This window comes from Armatimonas sp., assembly GCF_031410135.1.
GTDB lineage: Bacteria > Armatimonadota > Armatimonadia > Armatimonadales > Armatimonadaceae > Armatimonas.
This window is the reverse complement of sequence record NZ_JANNYP010000058.1, coordinates 1-5,514: the sequence shown is the minus strand read 5'-3', so window position 1 is coordinate 5,514 and position 5,514 is coordinate 1. Positions and strand designations below refer to the sequence as shown.

Annotated in this window: 5 protein-coding genes and 1 tRNA gene; 2 read left to right on the top strand and 4 right to left on the bottom strand. The window is 52.5% G+C overall.

What is annotated here, in order from left to right; genetic code table 11:
- Positions 1–50: 50 nt before the first annotated feature.
- Positions 51–2,567: a tetratricopeptide repeat protein gene (locus tag RMO15_RS02085; RefSeq protein ID WP_309707350.1), complete on the bottom strand. Its 2,517-nt coding sequence runs from the start codon at positions 2,565–2,567 to the stop codon at positions 51–53.
- Between the two features lie 63 nt (positions 2,568–2,630).
- On the opposite strand from RMO15_RS02085, the gene RMO15_RS02080 reads away from it, so the two are divergent.
- Positions 2,631–2,702, top strand: a tRNA-Thr gene (locus tag RMO15_RS02080).
- Between the two features lie 143 nt (positions 2,703–2,845).
- Here the strand turns inward: RMO15_RS02080 and RMO15_RS02075 are convergent.
- The 3 genes from RMO15_RS02075 to RMO15_RS02065 all read right to left on the bottom strand — a co-directional run bounded on the left by RMO15_RS02075 (position 2,846) and on the right by RMO15_RS02065 (position 4,967).
- The gene (locus RMO15_RS02075) at positions 2,846–4,045 is read right to left on the bottom strand and encodes a site-specific integrase (RefSeq protein ID WP_309707347.1); all 1,200 of its coding nucleotides are present in this window, start codon (positions 4,043–4,045) and stop codon (positions 2,846–2,848) included.
- Positions 4,046–4,320: 275 nt separating this feature from the next.
- The gene (locus RMO15_RS02070; protein WP_309707344.1) at positions 4,321–4,536 is read right to left on the bottom strand and encodes a hypothetical protein; all 216 of its coding nucleotides are present in this window, start codon (positions 4,534–4,536) and stop codon (positions 4,321–4,323) included.
- Positions 4,533–4,967 carry a hypothetical protein gene (locus tag RMO15_RS02065; RefSeq protein WP_309707342.1) on the bottom strand — a complete coding sequence of 145 codons (435 nt, stop codon included), beginning with the start codon at positions 4,965–4,967 and terminating at the stop codon, positions 4,533–4,535. The genes RMO15_RS02070 and RMO15_RS02065 overlap by 4 nt, the downstream gene beginning before the upstream one ends.
- Positions 4,968–5,112: 145 nt before the next feature.
- Here RMO15_RS02065 and RMO15_RS02060 point away from each other — a divergent pair, with 145 nt between their 5' ends.
- Positions 5,113–5,448 carry a hypothetical protein gene (locus RMO15_RS02060; protein ID WP_309707340.1) on the top strand — a complete coding sequence of 112 codons (336 nt, stop codon included), beginning with the start codon at positions 5,113–5,115 and terminating at the stop codon, positions 5,446–5,448.
- The last annotated feature ends 66 nt before the right edge of the window (positions 5,449–5,514 follow it).

Sequence of the window (5,514 nt, the reverse complement as noted above, 5' to 3'; positions counted from 1 at the left end):
TTTGGCAACGAGTTGGATTCCTTTTTTGCCTTTTGGAGTCGCCGCGTTTTTCAGCCTGCTACCTCACCACTTTTATGACCTGCACCCTCAAGAGGTGCGTCTCCACTAGTAATAAGTGAATGTATTTTTCCTAATATACTTGCAAATAATGGAATTAAAGGACTCGTTTGATGAAGCATTTCAGTCATTATTAAAAGTCGTTCTGAATGTTGTGATCTGATATCATTGTCTATTGAAATTTTAATAGATTGAAAAAACGCATTTTTTGCTTTTTTATAGGATTTTTGTTTATTATAGATAATGCCAAGGTTGTTAAGTATAGAAATCTTTCCTGTTTCATCTCCTACTTCTGAATGTAACATGAGACTTTCTTCGAAAAGGAGTTGTGCCTCTTGTATATTTTTCTCTCGAAGTGATATCGTTCCTAGGTTTGTTAATAACATTGCAAGACGGGACGTATCTTTTTGATCTCTGTAATATTCTATTGCTTGTTCAAATGCTAGGCGGGCTGAGACCGTGTCACCTCGCTGGGCTGCTAGAATACCCAGGTTTACAGAAAGCGTATGTGCATAGTTAAGTTGGTCTCCCTGTAAAAATAATTTACGCGATTCTAATAACGATTTTTCTGCAATATCTAATTCTCCGTTCTCCATGGCTAATATTCCAAGAGCTCGTAGACCACGAGCACGTATGAGTGGGGACGTAGAGATAGAAGGATCAAGATAACGTGACAAAAAGAAACGCCCTTCATTTCCATAATGCCGAACGCGCCAGAACCAGAAAATGGCACTCGCAAGACGTAGGGCAAGCTCACCGTTTTCAGGTTCAGGCTTTGCAAGAGCCACACGCAGATTCGGATTCTCGATTTCTAAGCGATCCAACCAGGCTTTTTGCTCGGGGCCGCGTAGGTGGGGCTCGGCTTCTTCTGCGAGCGCAGTGAAGTGCTCTAGGTGGCGTAGGCGGAAGGTGGAGAGCTCGTCGGCTTCTTTGAGCTTTTCTAAACCATACTCATGCACCGTTTCTAGCAGACGGAAGCGATTTGGCGAGGTGTTATCGTGCAAAAGAATAGACTTGCGAACTAGGCCACGCAGGCCACGCAGAGCCGTGTGAGCAGGGAGTAGGTCATCGGTGCAGACGAATCCCGCTGCTTCCTGAGTGAAACTCCCCGCAAAGACGGAGATCCGCCGCCAGAGAGTTTGTTCTGGCACCGTAAGCAGGCTATGGCTCCAGTCCATCGTTCCCTGAAGAGTGCGTTGGCGCTCTGGTGCTGTGGGGTCTACTGATTCGAGAAATCCTTCGTCGAGCAAGTGCTGGTCAATCTGCTCGGGCGAGAGAGCGCTCATCCATGCGGCAGCAAGCTCCATCGCGAGGGGAATGCCATCTAATCGACGGCAGATTCGCGCCACACTGGCTCCGTTATCAGTCGTCAGCCGGAAACTGGGAGATATTGCTGTTGCTCGCTCTGTAAAAAGCTGAATTGCTTCGTAGCGTAGGAGCTTTGCGGGCTGAGTAATACTTTCAGATGGTAGAGCCAGTCCGGGCAAGGGCCAGGCCACTTCTCCGGTAAGCCCTAGTGCCTCGCGGCTCGTGGCCAGAATTGTGACTTCCGGGCAGTGCACCAGGATCTGCTGGGTGAAGCACGCCGCTACGACGACCAAGTGCTCGCAGTTGTCCAAGATCAGCAAGAGCTTTCGTGGAGCTAGGTGTGCCAGAAGAGTCTCCATCAGATCGGCCCCGGCGTCTTCCCGTACCCGGAGCGCGGCTGCGACGGCGCGGGGGAACAGAGTTGCATCGGCCACGGGCGCAAGGTCCACAAACCAGACGCCCCCCCGATACTCTGTCAGCAGCTCATCGCCCACTTTTAGCGCGAGGCGCGTCTTACCATTGCCCCCTGCACCCAGCACTGTGAGCAGCCGTGTCTGGGAGAGCAGGCGCTCCACCTCCGCGCACTCTTTTTCACGTCCAATAAACGTCGTTAGCGTTCGTGGCAGGTTGTGCGGCGGCAGCGACGCGCTGGCAAACGGGGGGAACTCACTGGGCAAACCGGACACGATCAGCTGGAAAAGCCGCTCAGGGCGCTCCAGGCTACGAAGCTGCTGTGCGCCAAGGTCTTTGAGCTGCACAGCAGCAGCGGGCTCCGCTTCCTCAATCAAACGAGCCGTGGTCTCCGTGAAAACAAGCTGGGTTCCATGGCTCAGCTCCAGCACGCGTGCTGCCCGGCTGAGTGCTAGTCCGAAGTAGTCGCCGTCTCGGTGCTGCGCCTCGCCAGTGCTCAGAACCGTGCGTATCGCAAACGCCTCGCCAAACTCCTGGAAGAGTGCCTGTTGGAGCGCCACAGCCATGTCCCGAGCGGCAAGTACCGTGCGGAAGGCGACAAAAAAGCCGTCACCTCGTGCCTTAAAGACGTCCCCCCCAAAGCGCAAGGCAAGCTCGTGTACCCGCGCATCGTGCCAGGCAAGCCGCTCCCGCATGAGTGCACCACTCTCTTGCCAGAGCCGAGTACTACCCACAATATCGGTGCAGAGAAATGTTACTGTGACAACAGCAGGTTCCTTTTCTCGTGACATAGTCTAAGTATAGCCGTAAATCCTATTGCACGTGCGAAGCCATCGTGATAGAATTTTTACCGCGCCGACGTGGCTCAGTGGTAGAGCAGCTGTTTCGTAAACAGCAGGTCACCGGTTCGAACCCGGTCGTCGGCTTCATAGTTCGTAGATGGGAAAGCCCCGCAGGATACTCTCCTGCGGGGCTTTTTTGTGTCTGGCGCTTGACCCTGACAGCCAAGCTGACAGCCAACGAATCTGAAGAGGGTAGAAAAACGCCACTTTTGCCCGGTTCGCCGCTTTTATTTTCCGCCTAGAGTTCGCTCTATCGCGCTCGCCGCTTCCCGTGCCGATGTCGGTAGCAGGTGACTGTAGGTGTTCATCGTCAGGCGAATATCGCTGTGCCCGAGAATCTCTTTTATGGTCTGCATGTGGACACCGTGAGACACTAGTATCGAGGCGCAAAGGTGGCGCATGTTGTGAATCGTGATCCGTTCGACCTTGGCATTGTCCAGAATGGTGTAGAAGTCTCGGTTCAGGTTTCGCGGGTTGATTGGCTGTCCGCTGCTTGTGGTGAAGACAAGCCCCCACGAGTCCCCGAGCCGGTCTTGCCCTTGCTTGTGGGCTCGCCGCCGAGCTGGCGTTAGTTCTGTCTGCGAATCTTGCCTGTCTCTCTCGCGTCTTGCCGCGTCCTCTCGCTCTTTGTGCGCCTGGAGCTTGGCGAGTACAAAACCGGGCAGGGCTACTGTGCGCCTCCCTGAGTCGCTTTTGGGCGGCTGGAGACTGTAGGAGCCACTGAACTGCTGCAGCTGGCTGGAAACGGTCAATCTGCCGTGCTCTAGGTCAATGTCCGTCCAGCGGAGCCCGAGCACTTCCGCCCGCCGCAAGCCCAGAGCAAGGTAAAGCGTGAGAACTGGCTCTAGCCGGTGGCCGGTGATAGCCGCCATGATAGCTTGCGCCTTGTCCGTGCTGTAATCCACCGGAGCTTTGCGAGATGTCTTGATCGGCTCTGTGAACTCTACGACGTTTCGAGCCAGCCAGCCCCAACGCACACCAACATTGAAGATCCGACGTAGGATACTGCGAAGGTGTCCAACAGTGGTGGAAGACATGCCGGTAGTAGCTCGCTCTTGTAGCCAGCTTTCGACCATGCGAACGTCAACCTTACTGAGTTTCTCGCGCCCGAGGTAGGGGGTGATATGGTTTCGTGAGTATTGCTCATACCACCGGTAAGTGCTGTCCCGCGTCTTTGGCCGGACAGAATCGGTGAGCCAAGCCTCCACGAGCTGCGCGACCGTTCTATCGTCTCGCACGGGCTCTATCCCTGCGGAGACTCCTGCCTGCGCCGCTTTCAGCTTGGTTGACACCTCGCGCCGCGTCGCGCCGTAGATATACTTGCGCCGCCGGTTCCCCTTCTCATCGTAGCCCAGCGAGATCGAGGCACACCAGCGCCCGTCTTCTCGTTGGTAAATCGTCCCCTCGTTATGCCCCCGCCGTGCCATTGGATTGCCCTCTTGAAGTTGAATTTAAGTTTGCTCTGTGTGTCGTAAAATGGTATATTTTTTCAATCATTGGTAAATTTTAGTAATGGAGAAGTGAAGCGAAATGGTGAAGCTAAAGAGTGTCGTTTTTAGCCCGGAAGTAATCTCTGGTCTCTACAAAGTCAGCACTGGTAGGTTCAGGCTTTTTACTACGCTAGGTCATGACCTAGAAATTAGTGAGGAAGCCGCCCAGGAAATCCTAAACTACTTTGAAGAGCACAAAGAAGAGTTTGGCCCTAAGAATTAGTATCTAGCTGAACTCGGAATATTTCGGCCTTTTTAATTTGGTGGATAGGGATTACAGTCCCTTTAACATCAGAATCTAAAATCTCTATGGCAGAGTTTTTTAGTTTCTGTGAGACCACGCCGCAAGCCAATCTCATATTGCCCGCGACAATTTCTTCTTCAATCTCTGTATCTGCATACTTGTAAACAACTTTGAACGTACTCATCTTTTTTCTTTCCATCTTTCACTAGTAAAAACGTCACAATCCCAAGGGAGCACTATTTTCCCCTCTGGGTGCCATACCGGCATGTTCGGGTAGAGTGGTGCCCAGATAAGCCCTTGCGTCATGTAGGCGATTTCGTGCTGCACCTCTAGGAAGTAACCGTCGTAGCGCAGGGAGTCCGCGCCGCTTCGGAGCGTCGGTGGAACCCATAGCCACACGATATGGTGAACCGTCTCGTGCAGGATCGTCACGCACTGCCGGAGCGGTGTTCGTGCCGTGTTGTAGGCGACGGTGAGCGTGTCCAGGCAGTAGCCGCCCGGCTCGCCGCCGATGGCCTCGTAGCTGTCCACCCGTGCGCCGTAGCTCCGTGCCAGCTCCTCCGCATCCAACACTTCGTCAAAGCTCCAGCCGCCGAAGCTGGAGCGGTGGTACATGTCGCAGACTATTGCGTGCGATGCTTCTTCAACTACCCAAAAGGGGATTTTGCCCAACGAACTCAACAACTGCATGTCTCCTGCTCACTCTTAAGTTTGCTTGTGTGTGCCTTTATCGTGTAATATTGACTTGGAGGAAAAACCAATGTCTTCAGATATAAGTCAGAAAAAATTAGGTGTCGTTTTTAACGAACTCGAAAACCGTGCTATGTTGATAGTGAACAACACCATGGTAGATATTTATTCCATTGCGGGGATTATAGAAACAACGCCTGAGCGGTTTGAGCTGCTTTTTAACAAGGCTAATTGCCGAAGCTGTTTTGTCGGGCTAGATAGTATTGCCATTGATGCAGATACGGCAAAGGCAATTATCAGCCGTTTCTACAAGCCGATAGCCTGCTATACCCCGCCACCAATTGAGATTCCTAAGAAAAAGCCTGCTGACACTCAATCTTCTATTTCGTCTCCGTCTTCTGAATAGCGTGACTTGTCATTGCCTGTTCCTTGAGGTATGTAAAGTATCTGCACCTTAGTAATGGAACTACTC

Coding starts and splice junctions, on each gene's coding strand:
- RMO15_RS02075 (WP_309707347.1), bottom strand. CDS start 4,045: ATGGCACGGCGGGGGCATAACGAGGGGACGATTTACCAACGAGAAGAC.
- RMO15_RS02085 (WP_309707350.1), bottom strand. CDS start 2,567: ATGTCACGAGAAAAGGAACCTGCTGTTGTCACAGTAACATTTCTCTGC.
- RMO15_RS02065 (WP_309707342.1), bottom strand. CDS start 4,967: ATGTACCACCGCTCCAGCTTCGGCGGCTGGAGCTTTGACGAAGTGTTG.
- RMO15_RS02060 (WP_309707340.1), top strand. CDS start 5,113: ATGTCTTCAGATATAAGTCAGAAAAAATTAGGTGTCGTTTTTAACGAA.
- RMO15_RS02070 (WP_309707344.1), bottom strand. CDS start 4,536: ATGAGTACGTTCAAAGTTGTTTACAAGTATGCAGATACAGAGATTGAA.